General features: G+C 50.2%; 18 protein-coding genes and 1 pseudogene. 14 read left to right on the forward strand and 5 right to left on the reverse strand.

Translation table 11 applies throughout. The annotated features are described in order from the left end of the window. The first annotated feature begins 10 nt into the window (after positions 1-10). Positions 11-1,192, forward strand: coding sequence for a formate-dependent phosphoribosylglycinamide formyltransferase (gene purT / locus FXF61_RS02440; protein WP_151183779.1), 1,182 nt, complete (start codon positions 11-13; stop codon positions 1,190-1,192). Between the two features lie 26 nt (positions 1,193-1,218). Here purT and FXF61_RS02445 read toward each other — a convergent pair whose 3' ends face one another. After that, positions 1,219-2,472 (reverse strand): HlyC/CorC family transporter, encoded by a 1,254-nt coding sequence (locus FXF61_RS02445; protein WP_151183780.1) that lies wholly within the window; start codon positions 2,470-2,472, stop codon positions 1,219-1,221. Positions 2,473-2,484: 12 nt separating this feature from the next. Continuing rightward, positions 2,485-3,285, reverse strand: a complete 801-nt coding sequence (locus FXF61_RS02450) for an inner membrane protein YpjD (protein ID WP_151183781.1) — start codon at positions 3,283-3,285, stop codon at positions 2,485-2,487. Between the two features lie 187 nt (positions 3,286-3,472). Between FXF61_RS02450 and FXF61_RS02455 the strand changes: the two genes are divergently transcribed. The 13 genes and pseudogenes from FXF61_RS02455 to FXF61_RS02515 all read left to right on the forward strand — a co-directional run bounded on the left by FXF61_RS02455 (position 3,473) and on the right by FXF61_RS02515 (position 13,599). Further along, positions 3,473-4,000, forward strand: a complete 528-nt coding sequence (locus FXF61_RS02455) for a YceD family protein (protein ID WP_151183782.1) — start codon at positions 3,473-3,475, stop codon at positions 3,998-4,000. Between the two features lie 12 nt (positions 4,001-4,012). Further along, positions 4,013-4,195: a 50S ribosomal protein L32 gene (gene rpmF, locus FXF61_RS02460; protein ID WP_151183783.1), complete on the forward strand. Its 183-nt coding sequence runs from the start codon at positions 4,013-4,015 to the stop codon at positions 4,193-4,195. A gap of 3 nt (positions 4,196-4,198) precedes the next feature. Continuing rightward, a complete protein-coding gene (plsX, locus tag FXF61_RS02465; RefSeq protein ID WP_151183784.1) occupies positions 4,199-5,212 on the forward strand; it encodes a phosphate acyltransferase PlsX in 1,014 nt (337 codons plus the stop codon). A gap of 120 nt (positions 5,213-5,332) precedes the next feature. Then, positions 5,333-6,271, forward strand: coding sequence for an ACP S-malonyltransferase (gene fabD / locus FXF61_RS02470; protein ID WP_151183785.1), 939 nt, complete (start codon positions 5,333-5,335; stop codon positions 6,269-6,271). Between the two features lie 13 nt (positions 6,272-6,284). After that, on the forward strand, positions 6,285-7,028 hold the full coding sequence (gene fabG, locus FXF61_RS02475) for a 3-oxoacyl-ACP reductase FabG (RefSeq protein WP_151183786.1): 744 nt from the start codon (positions 6,285-6,287) through the stop codon (positions 7,026-7,028). A 214-nt stretch (positions 7,029-7,242) separates the two neighbouring features. Beyond that, positions 7,243-7,479: an acyl carrier protein gene (gene acpP, locus FXF61_RS02480; RefSeq protein WP_151183787.1), complete on the forward strand. Its 237-nt coding sequence runs from the start codon at positions 7,243-7,245 to the stop codon at positions 7,477-7,479. 100 nt (positions 7,480-7,579) lie between these two features. Continuing rightward, positions 7,580-8,821 carry a beta-ketoacyl-ACP synthase II gene (gene fabF, locus FXF61_RS02485; protein WP_151183788.1) on the forward strand — a complete coding sequence of 414 codons (1,242 nt, stop codon included), beginning with the start codon at positions 7,580-7,582 and terminating at the stop codon, positions 8,819-8,821. A 2-nt stretch (positions 8,822-8,823) separates the two neighbouring features. Further along, the gene (gene pabC, locus FXF61_RS02490; RefSeq protein WP_151183789.1) at positions 8,824-9,657 is read left to right on the forward strand and encodes an aminodeoxychorismate lyase; all 834 of its coding nucleotides are present in this window, start codon (positions 8,824-8,826) and stop codon (positions 9,655-9,657) included. Then, positions 9,642-10,688, forward strand: coding sequence for an endolytic transglycosylase MltG (gene mltG, locus FXF61_RS02495; protein ID WP_151183790.1), 1,047 nt, complete (start codon positions 9,642-9,644; stop codon positions 10,686-10,688). The genes pabC and mltG overlap by 16 nt, the downstream gene beginning before the upstream one ends. A 9-nt stretch (positions 10,689-10,697) precedes the next feature. Next, entirely contained in the window at positions 10,698-11,333 is a 636-nt protein-coding gene (gene tmk, locus FXF61_RS02500) for a dTMP kinase (RefSeq protein ID WP_151183791.1), read from the forward strand. Further along, positions 11,323-12,306: a DNA polymerase III subunit delta' gene (locus FXF61_RS02505; protein ID WP_151183792.1), complete on the forward strand. Its 984-nt coding sequence runs from the start codon at positions 11,323-11,325 to the stop codon at positions 12,304-12,306. The genes tmk and FXF61_RS02505 overlap by 11 nt, the downstream gene beginning before the upstream one ends. 96 nt (positions 12,307-12,402) lie before the next feature. Next, positions 12,403-12,758 (forward strand): annotated as a pseudogene (locus tag FXF61_RS02510) (PilZ domain-containing protein). Positions 12,759-12,813: 55 nt separating this feature from the next. Continuing rightward, positions 12,814-13,599, forward strand: a complete 786-nt coding sequence (locus tag FXF61_RS02515) for a TatD family hydrolase (RefSeq protein WP_151183793.1) — start codon at positions 12,814-12,816, stop codon at positions 13,597-13,599. Positions 13,600-13,687: 88 nt separating this feature from the next. Here the strand turns inward: FXF61_RS02515 and cmoB are convergent, their stop codons facing one another. From cmoB to FXF61_RS02530, 3 genes are all read right to left on the reverse strand, one after another. Next, positions 13,688-14,647 carry a tRNA 5-methoxyuridine(34)/uridine 5-oxyacetic acid(34) synthase CmoB gene (gene cmoB, locus FXF61_RS02520; RefSeq protein WP_151183794.1) on the reverse strand — a complete coding sequence of 320 codons (960 nt, stop codon included), beginning with the start codon at positions 14,645-14,647 and terminating at the stop codon, positions 13,688-13,690. After that, entirely contained in the window at positions 14,644-15,387 is a 744-nt protein-coding gene (gene cmoA, locus FXF61_RS02525) for a carboxy-S-adenosyl-L-methionine synthase CmoA (protein WP_151183795.1), read from the reverse strand. Before cmoA ends, cmoB begins: the two co-directional genes overlap by 4 nt. Positions 15,388-15,452: 65 nt before the next feature. Next, positions 15,453-16,349 (reverse strand): DNA-3-methyladenine glycosylase, encoded by an 897-nt coding sequence (locus FXF61_RS02530; RefSeq protein ID WP_151183796.1) that lies wholly within the window; start codon positions 16,347-16,349, stop codon positions 15,453-15,455. Positions 16,350-16,572: the final 223 nt, after the last annotated feature.

Consider the following 16,572-nt stretch of genomic DNA (forward strand, 5'->3'; position numbering starts at 1 on the left):
AGGAATTGCAATGCCCCGTATAGGAACCCCTTTATCGACCAGCGCTGTGCGCGTTTTGCTGTGTGGCTCAGGCGAACTGGGTAAAGAAGTTGCCATTGAGTTACAGCGCTTTGGTGTTGAGGTGATTGCAGTGGATCGCTATGCCAATGCGCCCGCAATGCAGGTTGCGCACCGCAGTCATGTGATCAATATGCTCGATGATGGCGCTTTGCGTGCGGTGATTGAGCAAGAGCAGCCGCATTATATTGTTCCAGAGATTGAGGCGATTGCTACGGCAACCCTAGTTGCTTTGGAAGATGAAGGTTTTACCGTGATTCCTACTGCGCGGGCGGCACAGTTGACCATGGACCGTGAAGGCATTCGCCGTTTAGCTGCTGAAGAGCTGGGGCTGCCAACTTCGCCGTATTGTTTTGCTGATAGTTACGAAGAGTATTGTGCGGGCGTCGAGCAGGTGGGTTACCCCTGTGTGGCCAAGCCACTGATGAGCTCCTCAGGTAAGGGGCAGAGTGTGTTGCGCAGTCCTGCGGACTTAGATGAGTCGTGGCGGATTGCGCAAGAAGGTGGGCGCACCGGCGCGGGGCGCGTGATCGTTGAAGGTTTTATTGATTTTGACTATGAAATCACCTTGTTGACCGTGCGCCATGTTGGTGGCACGCACTTTTGCCAGCCGATTGGTCACCTGCAAGAGCGGGGTGATTATGTCGAGTCGTGGCAGCCACAGGTGATGACTGCGGCAGCGCTGGCTGAGGCGCAACGTATTGCGCAAAGCATTACTGACTCTTTAGGTGGTCGCGGGGTGTTTGGTGTTGAGCTGTTTGTGAAGGGTGATCAGGTGTGGTTTAGCGAGGTATCACCGCGCCCGCATGACACCGGCTTGGTGACCCTGATGTCGCAAGACTTATCCGAGTTTGCTTTGCATGCGCGGGCTATTTTAGGGGTGCCAATTCCAGCGATTCGACAAATGGGGCCGACCGCTTCGGCAGTACTGTTGGTGAATGGTTATTCCACGCAAACGGCATTTTCTGGTTTAGCGCAAGCGCTGCAAGAGCCAGATACTGCGCTACGTTTATTTGGCAAGCCGGTAGTTGAAGGTGAGCGACGTATGGGCGTTGCCTTGGCGCAAGCAGCAACGGTGACCGCAGCGCGTAAGAAAGCGCTGCAGGTGATCAAGAACATCAGTGTCGAGTTGTAACGCGCTGGTTTGCCAGCAGTCGTTGGTTAGTCGCTGCCCCATAAACGCGCACGACTGACTCGGTTGTCTTTAATCTCTAGTGTTTCTAGATAATATGGCCCAATCTGAATGCACACTGCGCCTTCAGGGATAAACTCCAGAATCTCGGTAATCAAACCGTTCAAGGTTTTTGGGCCATCGCTGGGCAGTTCCCACTCTAATGCTTTGTTGATATCGCGAATGTAGGCTGCGCCGTCAATGGTATAGCTGCCATCACTGAGCTGGCGCAGCTCAGGGTTGGCGCGATGTTGGTCGCTAAACTCACCAACAATTTCTTCCAAAATATCTTCTAGGGTAACAATGCCCTCAACGTCACCGTACTCGTCGACAACAATACCAATGCGGCGTTTGTGCTTTTGGAAATTAAGTAACTGAGTTGAGAGTGGCGTGCTTTCTGGAACAAAGTATGGATCGCTGCAGGCTTCTTGCAGGTCGTCATGGGTCAGTTTATTGAGGGTTAGTAGGCGCGCAATCTGGCGCATATGAATCACGCCGATAATTTGGTTGATGTTCTCACGGTACAGCGGTAAGCGCGTATGCGTTGTGGTGCGCAGCTGCCAAATGATTTGATCAAGATTGCTGTTGAGATCGATACCGAACACTTCGTTGCGCGGAATCATAATGTCATTGACCGTGACATTTTCTAGGTCAAGGATGCCTAGCAGCATATCTTGACGATTTCCGGGTAGCTCTTGTCCTGCTTCGCGAACCACGCTGCGTAATTCTTCTGTCGATAAACTGTCTGACGAGTGATGACGTGTATCAACCCCCAGCAGGCGCAGCAAGCCATTGCTGATGGCGCCGGTCAGCCAAACAATAGGACGCAAAGGGGCCATTAACAGTAAAATGATGCGGCTGGCGGGGAAGGCAATCAATTCAGGGCGTAACGCCGCTAATGTTTTTGGAGTGATTTCACCAAAAATAAGAATCACAATGGTCAGGCCGGTGGTGGCAATAACAACCCCAGTGTCACCCCATATATCCACGGCTATAACAGTGGCGATTGAGGCCGCTAGGATGTTGACGACGTTGTTGCCCACTAAAATAGTGCCCAGCAAGCGGTCAGGCGTGCTCAGAAGGCGCTGTGCTCGCTGTGCGCTACGGTTACCTTCCCGGCTCATGTGCCGTAGGCGGTAGCGGTTGAGGCTTAGTAGACCAGTTTCCGAGCTGGAGAAAAACGCAGAACACAGAATCAAAAATACCAGCAAACCTAATAGATAGCTGATTTGTATATCGTCCACAAGCAAAGGGCCTCAAATGACTAAAATAAATTCACGGACTAATTTACTACCAAAATAGGCCAGCATCAGTAAGAAAAAGCCTGCGATAGTCCAGCGAATGGCTTTATGTCCGCGCCAGCCAAGTTGATGGCGGCCCCATAGCAGGATGCCGAAAACCAGCCAGGCAACGCATGACAGCAAGGTCTTGTGAACTAGATGTTGCGCGAATAGGTTGTCCAGAAACAACCAGCCACTGATCAATGATAATGACAACAGTAGCCAGCCCGCCCATAAAAGACTAAATAGCAGGCTTTCCATGCTTTGTAAGGGCGGGAAGTTCTTAATCAGAGTAGAAACTGGACGTTTACGCAGTTGTTGATCTTGGATCAGTAAAATCATTGACTGAAATACTGCAATAGTGATCATGCCGTAAGCAAGGATAGAAAATATAATATGTGCCAGAATCCCTGGCGCTTCATTAATCGGCTGTAGGTTGCCATGCGGTAAAAATTGCGCGCACAGTACTGTTATTGCGCCCAGACTGAGCAACGGTAGCAGCAAAATATGCACTGACATGCGCGTTAAGCACAGCAGCACTAAGCCAATAATTGAAAAAGCAATTAGGCTGGATGCATTAAAGAGGCTAAGCAACAAGCCTTGCTCCGGCAGCAGCAGCATAAATAGGTGTATACCGTGCGCAATAAAGCCAAGTGTAGTCAGGCTTGAGACCAGCACTTTATTAACGGGTGCGCGTCGCAGCAAGCAGCGTGTTAAATATATGCATGTTGAGCCGTAAAAAATTGCAGCCAAGAGACTAAGAAGCAGAGTGGACATAGGACCTTATACAATAATTTCAACAGATTGAGTTTGGCATATAATACATCAGCGTAGAAACAATATTTGCTTTGCAGTGCTCAGATAGCCAATGTTCTCTGTTTTCTTCAGGTCAGGCAATCAATCAATCAGCTAAAGAACGATATCCTTTGACAGTAGCCGAGTCTATCCATAGAATACCGCGCCTATGATAAATGGACCGATTCCTCATCACGTTGATCCGCGAAAGCTTGCAGATCGTAGTATTTCCTTAGCTGGAGAGCTGCAACTGTCGGAGTTTTCTAGGGTAGGCGAACTGCTAACAAGCACTGACGGCTTTGTTCGTACAGAGTTTGCGTTTAGCCGCGACGAGCAAAAAGTAGCAGTAGTGCAATTTAAGCTTGAGTCGGATGTTAGGATGATCTGCCAGCGTTGCTTGGATGAAGCGGTTATTCCTGTGAGCGGTGAGTATCTGTATGCCATAGTGACACCCGGCACAGATGAAATGCACTTCCCACAAGGGTATGACGTACTTGAAGTAGGTGAAGAGCCTTTAGATTTATTGGCATTGATTGAAGATGAGCTTTTGCTCGCTTTACCCATTGTCCCCATGCACCCACCTGAAGAATGCCAGCAACCGGCTGGACTCATCGAGTCCGAGTTGAGCAAGAACGCGGTTAAAAGGTCCAACCCGTTCAGTGTATTGGCGCAGTTAAAGCGTGACCCAAACGTTTAGGAGTTAATGATTATGGCTGTTCAGAAGAGCAAAAAATCCCGTTCTGCGCGTGACATGCGCCGTTCACACGATGCACTTACCGCAAGTACTTTGACGGTAGAAAAAAGCACCGGTGATTTGCGTTTGCGTCACCACGTATCACCAGAAGGTGTGTACCGTGGACGCCAAGTGATCGCGAAGGATTCTGCTGAGTAAACCTTGACAGGTTCAGTGATAGCAGTTGATGCAATGGGCGGGGACTTTGGTCCCCGTCTTGTTGTTTCTGCCTGTGTGAAAAGTTTATTAGAGCACCCATTACTGCAATTAGTATTAGTAGGGGACTCTGACAGCATTGAGTCTGTTCTGGCTCAATGCCCTCAAGTGGATCGCTCACGGCTGACGGTACTGCACGCCAGTGAAAGCATCTCTATGACTGACTTGCCTGCGCATGCCTTGCGCCATAAGCCTGATTCATCGATGCGTATTGCTTTGCAATTGGTGCGTGATAAAAAAGTGCAAGCCTGTGTCAGTGCCGGCAATACCGGTGCTTTAATGGCTTTGGCTAAGCACGTTCTTAATCCCTTAGAAAGCATTGAGCGACCGGCAATTATGACGGCGCTGCCCACTCTGACCGGTGAAACACACTTGCTGGATTTAGGCGCTAATGTTGATGTCAGTGCCCAGCAGTTAGTGCAGTTTGCCTTGATGGGTTCCGCTGCGGTACAGATTCAAGGTGTTGAACGGCCGCGTGTGGCACTGCTCAATGTAGGCAGTGAAGCCATTAAAGGTAGTCAGCAGGTCAAGCTGGCTGCGGCCGAGCTACAAACAATGACGCATATTAATTACATTGGTTACGTGGAAGGCGATGGTGTCTTTCGTGGTGATGCCGATGTTGTGGTTTGTGATGGCTTTGTCGGTAATGTCTTGCTCAAGTCCAGTGAAGGCTTGGCAAAAATGATCGCAGCGCGTATTAAGCAGCGCTTAGGACGTGGACTGCGTGCTTGGTTGCTGGCTTGGTTAGCAGCGCCTTTGTTAAAAGTACTGCGGTCAGAATTAGCCCCTGAGCGTTATAATGGAGCCTGCTTGTTGGGTGTAGACGGTATTGTGGTAAAAAGTCATGGTAATGCCTCACAGCAAGCATTTCAGTCTGCCATCAGCGTAGCTTATGCCGCTGCGCAGGGGCATCTTGCTCAACGCTTACAAGCGCACTTACAAGGCCTAACTAATGTCTAAAGATTGCACCGTGCAATTGTAATGTGACGGATGGCTAAGGCTTATCATCCAATAGTCGGTTTGTTATTGACGTCCTAAGCGTGGCAAACTTCCTTTGTTGAATGACAGGTAATTATTTTTATGAAGGCTTCACTTGCGTTTGTATTCCCCGGTCAAGGTTCTCAAGCTGTTGGTATGTTAGCTGATATTGGTGCTGCCGAACCCGTTGTTATTGATACTTTTGCTGAAGCATCTGCTGCTTTAGGTTATGACCTTTGGGCTTTGGCTCAGCAAGGGCCGGCTGAGGTGTTAAATCAAACCGATAAGACCCAGCCCGCAATTTTAACGGCCTCAATTGCTCTATGGCGTTTATGGGTAGCAAAATCAACGGCGCAGCCTGCTTATGTGGCGGGGCATAGTTTGGGTGAGTATTCAGCTTTAGTGGCTGCAGACAGTGTGTCTTTAGCGGATGCTGTGCGTTTAGTTGAGCGTCGTGGCCAGTTGATGCAAGAAGCTGTGCCAGCAGGCACTGGCGGTATGGCTGCTATTTTAGGTCTAGATGATGCCGATGTGCAGGCTGCTTGTGCAGAAGCTGCGCAAGGTGAAGTGGTCAGTGCAGTCAATTTTAACGCACCAGGCCAAGTGGTTGTGGCAGGTGCAGCAGCAGCTGTTGAGCGCGCGATCAGCGCTTGTAAAGCACGTGGCGCTAAGCGCGCGATGGCGTTACCGGTGAGTGTGCCCTCGCATTGCGCCTTAATGCAACCTGCCGCTGAGCAGTTTGCCGAGTCGTTAGCCGCGATCAAGTGGCAGCAACCTAAAATTGCTTTAGTGCAAAATGTCAGTGCTGAAGTGGTTACTGATTTGACTCTTTTAGAAAAAAATCTTTTGGCGCAACTTTACAGCCCAGTGCGTTGGGTGGAGTCGATGGTGTGCCTTGCGGCGCAGGGCGTAACTGATGTGGTGGAATGCGGCCCAGGTAAAGTCTTGTCAGGCCTCAATAAGCGCTGTATTAAAGGCGTTAATACCTATAATTTAGAGACCCCAGAAGCGTTTGCAGCAGCCTTGGCTGCGCAGCTTTGATATGGAGATGAACATGAGCTTACAAGGTAAAGTGGCTTTGGTCACCGGCGCCAGCCGCGGTATTGGTCAAGCCATTGCCCTGCAGTTAGGTGCTCAAGGTGCCACTGTTATTGGCACGGCAACCTCTGAGAAAGGTGCGCAAAGTATCAGTCAAGCGTTGCAAGATAACGGCATTCAAGGCGCAGGTATGGTGCTTGATGTTTGCAGTGCTGAGTCTGTTGCTGCCACGTTAGAGCGCATTCAGACTGAGTTTGGTGCACCACTGATTCTGGTCAATAATGCCGGTATCACACGCGACAACCTGATGTTGCGCATGAAAGACGATGAGTGGTTCGATGTCATTGATACCAATTTACACAGCTTATATCGTATGTCTAAAGCGGTTTTACGCGGTATGACTAAAGCACGCTGGGGCCGCATTATTAGTATCGGCTCAGTGGTAGGTGCAATGGGTAACGCAGGTCAAGTAAACTACGCAGCAGCAAAAGCAGGTTTGGAAGGTTTCGGTCGTGCTTTAGCGCGTGAAGTGGGCTCGCGCTCGATCACTGTGAATGCAGTAGCACCTGGGTTTATTGATACTGATATGACCCGTGAGCTGCCAGAAGCACAGCGCGAAGCCTTGCTGACACAAATTCCATTAGGTCGCTTGGGACAAGCGCAAGAGATCGCTAATGTAGTAAGTTTTCTTGCGTCTGAGCAGGCGTCTTATGTCACTGGAACAACGATTCCAGTGAATGGCGGTATGTATATGAGTTAAAATGACTGTTAATGTGACCGAAGCCTGACGTTTTGAGTCATAATTGCAGTTTAGAGCATAGGGTCTACTTGTGCAGTGCGTGCTTTAACGCACAAATAGATCAAAGAAGTGGTTCGCAAAGGGCAAGCAGTTCGCTTAAAATGCGTCAAACCCTTTTATACACAAGCGGCAGCCAGAGTTGCCCAGTTTTTTCCATTTAGGAGTGATACCCGGTATGAGCACTATTGAAGAACGCGTTAAAAAAATCGTTGCTGAGCAATTAGGTGCCAAAGCAGAAGACGTGACTAACAGCGCATCTTTTGTTGATGATTTAGGCGCGGATTCATTGGATACAGTTGAGTTGGTAATGGCTCTTGAAGAAGAGTTTGAGACTGAAATTCCTGATGAAAAAGCTGAGAAAATCACCACTGTTCAAGAAGCAATCGACTACATCAACGCCCACGCGCAGTAATGTAAACGGTTTCTTTGCAACAGTAAAAGCCGCGCGACTTTTTATGAGTGTGCGGCTTTTTTTTGTACAGCACATTTTGCATTAACAAGAGGTTGTCGCCATGTCGCGTAGACGTGTCGTAGTTACCGGGATGGGTATGCTGTCCCCGCTGGGCGTAGATGTCGCACAAAGCTGGACAGGTATTCTGGCTGGTAAAAGTGGTATCAATATGATTGAGCATATAAATGTGGACGCTTTTGCGACCCGTTTTGGTGGCTCAGTCAAAAATTTTGATATCGAACAGTACATGCCCCTCAAAGATGCACGCCGTTTAGACTTATTTATTCAATACGGTCTAGCTGCTGGTTTGCAAGCCATCCAAGATTCAGGACTCGAAGTCACTGATGCCAATCGTGAGCGTATTGGTGTGGTGATGGGATCAGGAATTGGCGGGCTAACCAATATTGAAAACACCAGCAAAACTTTATTTGAACAAGGACCGCGCCGCATATCGCCATTTTTTGTGCCGGGCTCAATCATTAATATGATTTCTGGTGTGTTATCGATTCAGCTGGGCTTGCAGGGGCCAAACTATGCAGTTGCCACAGCTTGCACAACAGGCACGCATTGCATTGGCATGGCCGCGCGTAATATTGCCTATGGTGAAGCTGATGTAATGTTGGCCGGCGGTGCCGAAATGGCCGCCTGCGGTTTGGGTCTTGGTGGATTTGCTGCGTCTCGTGCACTGTCCACGCGCAATGATAACCCGCAGGCAGCCAGCCGTCCTTGGGATGTCGATCGCGATGGCTTTGTGTTATCTGATGGAGCCGGTACTTTGGTGCTTGAAGAGCTTGAGCATGCTAAGGCTCGTGGTGCAAGCATCTATGCTGAAGTGGCAGGCTTTGGCATGAGTGCTGATGCGTATCATATGACCTCGCCGCCTGAGCAGGGTGATGGTGCAGCGCGCTGTATGACCAATGCGTTGCGTGATGCTGGGATGAATCCTGATCAAGTACAGTATGTCAATGCACACGGTACCTCGACATCGGCTGGGGATTTGGCTGAAGTGAATGCGATAAAGAGCGTTTTTGCTGAGCATGCACAGGCGTTAGCTGTGAGTTCAACCAAGTCGATGACCGGACATCTGTTGGGCGCTGCTGGTGCGGTTGAAGCGATTTTCAGTATCTTAGCGTTGCGTGATCAAGTTGCACCAGCCACTATCAATCTTGATCAGCCGAGTGAAGGCTGTGACCTAAACTTAGTGCCGCATCACGCGCAGGCGATGAAAATTGATGCAGTGCTGTCCAATTCCTTTGGTTTTGGTGGTACCAATGGTTCGCTGCTACTGCGTCGATACAGTTAGACGTGCAAGCTTGGATTAACGGTCAGCCGGCCGACTGTATTGCGCTGGCTGACCGAGGCTTGGCTTATGGCGATGGCCTATTTGAAACAATTAAAGTGCGAGAGGGTCGCGCGCTATTGTTTGAGCGGCATTTAGCTCGCTTGCAAGACGGCTGCCAGCGCTTGGCTATACCCTGTGATATGCCTGTGTTACGTGCAGAACTGCAGGCATATATGCAGCAGCTTGGCCAAGGCGTGTGTAAGTTAATCCTCACGCGTGGTGCGGGACAACGTGGTTATGCCAGTCCAAGCCCTTGTGTGCCGCAACGTATTTTACAAGCCTCCAGTGCGCCACAATGGCCGAGTGCTCATGCAGCCGAAGGTGTTCGCCTGTTTGCATGCCAGCTGCGCCTTGCAGAGCAGCCTTTACTGGCAGGCTTAAAACACCTCAATCGCTTAGAGCAAGTGTTGGCCCGCGCTGAGTGGTCTGACCCTGCGTTTGCTGAAGGCTTGTTACTTGACCAGAAAGGGCATGTTGTTGATGGGGTGTTTAGTAATATCTTTATTGTCCACAGCCAGCAGTTGCTGACCCCTGACTTAAGTCGTTGTGGTGTTGCAGGCGTAATGCGAGCAGAGCTATTAGCGCGCGCTCAAGCTGCAGGCTTGGCGGCGCACGTCATGGATATCACCTTGCAACACTTGCAGCAGGCTGACGAAGTCTTCACATGTAACAGTCTCTACGGCATTTGGCCGGTGCTAGGCTATGCGCAACAAAGCTGGCCGGTCGGCCCTATGACCCGTAAACTGCAGCAACTGATTAGCGACTTAGTGGATGACGAGCCGTGTTGCGTAAGCTGATAATTACTTTTTTGAGTGGCTGTTTATTTGTTGTGATGGCCGCTGCCCTGTTGTTTTGGATGCAAAACGAGGTGCTTAAGCAGTCCTTGCAGCTTGAAGCTGAGCAGGTTCTGAATGTTCCTGCAGGCAGTACGCCCAATGGACTGCTTTTGCAGCTTGAGGAGCAAGGGGCCTTGCGTGGTGCGCTTTGGCTACGCTTGAGTTGGCGCTTGCAAGGTCATGTGCAGCCACTGCATGCCGGTGAGTATCAACTTGAGCCGGGCATGAATGTCGCTCAACTGTTAAATAAATGGAGCACGGGTGATGTTGTCCAGCACCGTGTCACGCTAGTAGAAGGCTGGAACTTTAACCAAGTGCGAGCAGCATTAGCGCAACAAGATGTGTTGCAACATACCCTTGGCGAGGTCAGTGACAGCGAGTTAATGCGTCAACTTGGTCAGGCTGACGTTCATCCAGAAGGGCAGTTTTTTCCAGACACCTATAATTTTGTTCGCGGCCAAAGCGATCTTGATATTCTGCGCCAAGCCAATCAGCGCTTACAGAAAGTTTTAGCCGAAGAGTGGGCGCAGCGTGCCGACGACTTGCCCTACAGTAATCCATACGAAGCATTAATCATGGCTTCAATTATTGAAAAAGAAACCGGTGTGGCGCACGAGCGTGATGAAATTGCCGGGGTGTTTATGCGCCGCCTTGCTATCGGTATGTTATTGCAGACCGATCCAACTGTTATTTATGGCATGGGCGAGCGCTATACGGGCAAGATTACTCGAGCAGACTTACGCCGCCCTACAGCCTATAACACCTATGTGATTTCTGGTTTGCCACCAACGCCAATTGCCATGGTAGGCCGTGAGGCGATTTATGCTGCTTTGCATCCTAAACCGGGTAAAAGTTTATATTTTGTCGCACGTGGTGATGGCAGCCATGTATTTTCCAACTCGCTCGCCGAGCACAACAAAGCGGTACGTGAGTACCAGCTCAAACGCCGCGCTGACTACCGCTCCAGCCCTGCGCCGAAGCCAACCCAATAAGGACCTATCATGCGTGGATTATTTATTACCTTAGAAGGCCCAGAAGGCGCTGGTAAAACCACTAATCGGGCGTACCTTGCTGAGCAGTTGCAAGCGCAAGGCTTGAGTGTGGTGTTAACCCGTGAGCCGGGTGGAACAGCGCTTGCAGAGCAAATTCGCAATATTTTATTGGCGCCGCATGCTGAAACAATGGCAATTGATACCGAGCTGCTATTGATGTTTGCCGCGCGCGCGCAACACTTAGCGCAAATTATTTTGCCGGCTCTAGATGAAGGTAAAATTGTTATTTGTGATCGTTTTACTGATGCCACCTATGCCTATCAGGGCGGTGGACGCGGCTTGGATTGTTCACGTATTGCTTTGCTCGAACAGTTTGTACAGGGAGACTTGCGCCCTGATATGACCTTGTTATTTGATTTGCCAGTTGCCGATGGTATGGCACGTGCCGTTGCACGTGGCAAGCTTGATCGCTTTGAACAAGAGCAGCAGGATTTTTTTGAAGCGGTACGTCAGTCTTACTTACAACGTGCCAGTGATGATCCTGAGCGTTTTCGCCTCGTCAATGCGCAACTGGCGTTGCCTGACGTACAGAAATGCCTTGATGTGTATCTGCTAGAAATCGTGGAACGTGCCCGTGCAAACTAGTCTGTATCCGTGGCAGGCAGAGCTTTGGCAAACCTTGGCAGGGCGCAGCGAGCAAGCGCATGCCTATTTGCTGCATGGCCCTGAGGGCAGCGGCAAGCGTGTTTTAGCTGAGCGTTTTGCTGCGTTTTTACTGTGTAAATCGCCATTACAACAGCAGTCCTGTGGGCAATGCTCAGCCTGTCATTTATACGCTGCTGATACCCACCCAGATCTACTGCGCTTAGAGCCCGCTGAAGAAGGCAAAGGCATTTTGATTGCCAGTGTGCGCGAGTTGGTGGCGAAAATATTGCAAACCTCCCAGCAGGGCGGGCGTAAAGTGGTGATTGTTGAGCCTGCTGAAGCTATGACCACGGGCTCAGCCAACGCCTTATTGAAAAGCCTAGAAGAGCCGGCTGGTTCAACTGTGTTTTTACTGATCAGTCACCAATTTAGTTTTTTGTTACCGACCATTAAAAGCCGCTGTGTTTTGCAAGTGTGTCCGCTACCGAGCATAGCGCACGGCGTCGAGTGGTTGCAGCAGCAAGCTGAGCTAAGCGAGGAACAGTGCCGTACCCTGTTGGCGTTGGCGTCAGGTTCGCCACTTAATGCACAAAAATTATTAAGTGCTGATGTGCTGACTATTCGTGAGCAGGTGGTGATGGGTGTTAAGCAATTATTTAAACAGCAGAGTAGCCCCAGTGAGCTCGCGGTCGCTTGGGCGAAAATACCGCAAGAGCTGTTGTTTGACTGGTTTTGTCAGTGGGCGCAATTGATTCTGCGTTATAAAATGACTGAAGATGACAGCCAGCTGGGCTTGGATGATATGAGCGTTGTACTCAAGCATGTGGCACCGCGCGCACCGCTTGATGTTTTAACAGAGACGCAAGATTGGTTGCTTGAGCATCGAGAAAAGGTTTTGCGTCGCGTGCCGTTGCGTGCGGACTTGTTGTTAGAAGCGCTATTGATTCGTTGGCAGACATTGTTGCCACGATAAGAGTGCGAATCTATGCGTATAATTAAATATCGGCCTAGGTTGTAACTGCAACCAGTTGTTAAAATTACACGGTCAATGATTTGTAAGGAAGGTGCTATGAGTTTGCCCCCTAATATCGGCCCACGCGGTGGTATTTTAACCCTGACCATTAAAGATAAGTCCGTATTGTATGCGGCTTATATGTCGTTTATCAAAAATGGCGGCTTATTTATTCCGACCAGTAAAGATTACAATTAGGCGATGAAGTCTTTATGTTGCTGACCCTGATGGAAGAGCCAGAACGTTTACCGGTTGCTGGCAAAGTTGTTTGGATTACACCGCGTGGCGCACAAGGTAACCGTGCTGCTGGTGTTGGTGTGCAGTTTAATGAAGACGGTGCAAATACTCGCAACAAAATCGAAACCTATCTAGCAGGCGCACTTAAAACTGATCGTCAAACTCATACGCTTTAGCAGCTCGGGCTTATAAAGTCATACCATCTACTCATTTATAACTGCGGTTGTCACCATGCTTATTGATTCACATTGCCACCTTGATCGTCTTGATTTAACCGCATACAACGGCTGTCTTGATAGCGCGTTGCAAGCGGCACGCGAACGAGGGGTTAAGCATTTTTTATGCATTGGCATCAGTGTAGAAAATGCACCTACGGTGCGCGCCTTTACCGAACGCTATGCAGATGTTGATTGTTCAGTGGGTGTGCATCCGCTGGATTTAAGCCGCGGCAGTGAGCCGACCATGCAGTGGTTGCTTGATGAGCTTAATCATCCAGGTGTCGTTGCTGTCGGTGAGACAGGTTTGGATTATCACTATCAGTCTGAAACGGCACAGATGCAGCAGGATTCGTTTCGTTTGCATTTAGATGCGGCGCGCAAATGCGGCAAACCGGTGATTGTGCATACCCGTGAAGCCAAGCAGGATACGCTTGCCTTGTTGCGTGAAGCAGCATTGTCGCAAGCTGGGGTGATGCATTGCTTTACTGAAGACTGGCCGATGGCCAAAGCGGCGCTGGATTTGGGCTATTACATTTCGTTCTCCGGTATCGTGACCTTTCGCAATGCTGCAGCGCTACGAGAAGTGGCCTTGCAAGTGCCCAGTGATCGTATTCTGGTAGAAACCGACTCACCTTATTTAGCACCGATGCCGCACCGTGGCCGGCCTAACTTCCCTGAATATGTGGTGGATGTGGCGAAGTTTGTCGCTGAGTTGCGTGGCGTGACCTACGAAAAGTTTGCGGCACAAACCACGGATAACTTTAAGCGGTTATTTCCCTTGGCACGAGTGGCGGGTTAATACTCACGCAGCAACCACGATATATGCATCACACAAACCGTAAGGCGGGCACTTGTGCCCGCGTTCATCGCTTGTTGCGCGCAAATGCTTAGGGCTTACGCGCGACAATCACGGCGCGCATGGGTGCCGGTAGGCCTTCAACGGTTTGCTCTGGGTTATTTGGATCTAAAAAATCAACCAATGATTGATATTTCATCCACTCGGTGGAGCGTTGTTCGTCGGTTGAGGTGTGGCTGACATCCACGCAGCGCACATCTTTAAAGCCAGCGCGACGCAGCCACAGCTCTAACGCAGGCGCAGACGGCAAAAACCAGACATTGCGCATCTGCGCATAGCGATCTTCGGGGACTAGGACTTGGTTGCAGTCGCCTTCAATTACTAAGGTTTCCAGCACCAATTCGCCGCCACTGACTAAACAGTCTTTCAGCGCTAAGAGGTGATCGATCGGCGACTTGCGATGGTAGAGCACGCCCATCGAAAATACCGTATCAAAGCCTTCGAGCTTGGCTGGTAAGTCTTCTAAGGCGAAGGGCAAGTGCCAGACGGGCGGCGCATCAAAAAAACGCCGCATGGCCTGAAATTGACAGAAAAACAGCCAGTTTGGATCAACCCCGACCACAGTTTTGGCACCGGCACCGAGCATGCGCCACATGTAGTAACCGTTGCCGCAGCCGACATCTAAAATACGCTTATCTTTTAAATCCAGATGTGGACTAACCCGGTCCCATTTCCAGTCTGAACGCCATTCGGTATCGACATGCACATCAAACAGATGAAACGGGCCTTTGCGCCAAGGGATTAAGCCTTGTAAGGCTGTATGTAACTGCTCGCGCTCGGCGTCACTGCAGGGACCGTCCAGCTTGAATTCAGTTTTTAGCTCCACGCTGGCAGGCGTCAATGCTGGCAGAGCATCGACAGCGGTCATCCAGCGCGGTAGGTCGCCGTGGCTGATGGCGAATAGCTCATCAAATTGTTGCTGAATACCGCGCGACCATTGTTTGAGTGGGGTGCGTGCGAGTTGATGAACTAACGGGGTGTAATCAATCATGGGATGGCAATCAACGAGGCAAAATTAAAACACTGAAACCACACCACAACCTTGCTGAAACCAGCGCTGTATAAGCGCTCACGGTGTTGTTCAAGGCTGTCGGGTAGCATGACTTTTTCGATGGCGCGGCGTTTCTGGGCAATTTCCAACTCACTGTAGCCATTGGCGCGTTTAAAGGCCAAGTGCAACTCATTAAGCAGGTCATGCTCGGCTAGATCGTTAAAGCGTAGCTTCTCTGAGAGCACTAAAGCGCCGCCTGGGAGTAGGGCGCTGTGAATGTTGTGCAGCAGCTCTAAGCGCTGCTCGGGGGCGATAAATTGCAGGGTAAAGTTGAGCGTAACCAATGAGGTGGGCTGCAGGGTTAGGCTGAGGATATCCGCCTCAATCACCTCCACCGGTAGCAACTCTTGAAACATTGCATCTTGCGCGTTGAGGTGTTCGCGACAGCGTTCAACCATGGCGCTGGAGCTGTCTACGGCAATCACCTTACAACCGCTATGGCTGACATGGCGGCGCAGAGCTTGGGTGACTGCACCCAGTGAACAGCCTAAATCGTACAGCGTGCTATTGGCTTGGGCGAATTGTGCGGCCAGTACACCGGTGTTTTCCACAATAGTTGGATAGCCGGGCACGGAGCGCTTAATCATGTCGGGAAACACGCGCACCACATCTTCATTGAACTTGAAGTCAGGAACTTGCGCGAGTGGTGTGTTGAATATGCGATCAGGGATGTGGGTCATGAGCTTAAGCAGGCAAAAAAGAAAGCCATTATGCCACACCTGCTACGCAAGAATGCTGACTGCGTTTAACCACTAAATCCTTGTGAGTGCCATAGATGTGCAGCAACTAAAGCACGCCAAGGGGTAAATTGTGCAAGCCATTGCTCGGTTTGCTTGGCGCTCAGCGTGTCTTGCTTGAGCAGTACCTGCAAATAACGGCGTACAGCGGCGTCGCCATGTAGCGAACCATCGAGCCAGCCAAAACCACGCATCAGCGTATAATTGACTGTCCAAGGACCAACGCCAGTAATGGCTAATAGTTCAGTGCGCAGTTGTTCTACATTGTCTGCGTTGACGTGCTGGGGGAATTTTAAGGTTTGGCTGTTGAGTAGTTGGCTGATCTGAGCGATAGCGCGGGCTTTGTTGAATGACAAACCAACGCTGCGCAGTTCGTCAATGGATACCTGAGCAACGCGCTGTGCATCGGGGTAACACCAGAGGCCAGATGAGTGTTGCTCGCCAGTCAGCTTAATAAAGCGACGGCGTATATTTAATGCAGCAGTAACGCTGATTTGCTGGCCGATAATTGCCCAGCTGATGGCTTCAAAGGGGCTGCTGGTTTGTGCCACGCGTAAACCTGGGTTTTGGCGTAGTAATGCACCGAATTCTGGGTGGTGTTGGTGCTGCTGGAAAAAGTCAGCGGTGGGCTGCTTAAGGCCCAAGAAATAGTCCAACCAAGCAGCCCAATCCTGTAATAGCTTTGTTGTAGGCTGATTGGTTTCTAGCTGCAGTTGCGCATAAGCATGTCCAGGGCTAAAGCGAATGCTTAAGCAGGCTGGGGTGTTTTCCCAGATTAAGCCTTTTGCGAGAGTGTTATGACAGGCCCGCTCGGCAAATTGCTGACTATCACGCTGGTGAAAGGTTAAAAAATTAGAGACTTGATAATCGCTGGGTAGCGTTATGTTGTGTGTTAAAGTTGTCATCGCTTGGACTGCCACGCAAAGGCCTTGATACACAGAATATACGCGGTTACTGACCAAGATGCAGGTTGGTGTGTTGTGGATAATAAGTCTGTTGTTGCTCACTATCAGGCTTACGCCCTTTGGCCTATAGCGCGTTATGTGTCGTCAGGCTATTGTGAGGCGTCACAGCACAAACAGAATTTAAAGGTTGGTCGACAGCAGATAACGTGCAGTGATGTGCGTA

Source organism: Pseudomonas sp. C27(2019), assembly GCF_008807395.1.
Taxonomy (GTDB): Bacteria; Pseudomonadota; Gammaproteobacteria; order Pseudomonadales; family Pseudomonadaceae; genus Denitrificimonas.